The following is a 330-nucleotide window of genomic DNA, read 5'->3' on the forward strand; positions in this document are numbered from 1 at the left end:
GTTCACCGCCTCGACGCCGAGCTGGATGCCGTGCTTCCTAGCATGCTTTGCCGCTACGTCGAGCACCTTGGCGATGTTGTCGTATTCGCCCTGCGTCGGTGGCACGCCGGTGCGCTCGCCAATGCCGCCGAAGATGACGCCGGACAGGGCCTCGGCGTTCATTTCTGCGGTCTTTTCGATCGCAACCTTCAGGTGCTCGATTGCGGCATCCGGGCGGACGGAGGCCCAGGCATGTTCCGGCAGGCCGAGCGAGCAGACGGCGCGCAGCTTGTTCTTTTCAAGCAGGGCGCGGGTATGTTTGGCATCGACGGCAGGCGCGTTCAGCAGCGC

1 protein-coding gene is annotated in these 330 nt (G+C 64.8%); it reads right to left on the minus strand.

The genetic code is table 11. The features are described from left to right. On the minus strand, positions 1-330 hold a 330-nt coding region (locus AF337_RS12010), incomplete at both ends, for a TIM barrel protein (RefSeq protein ID WP_152971011.1).

The sequence above is a fragment of the Rhizobium ecuadorense genome, assembly GCF_001187535.1.
Classification (GTDB): Bacteria; Pseudomonadota; Alphaproteobacteria; order Rhizobiales; family Rhizobiaceae; genus Rhizobium; species Rhizobium ecuadorense.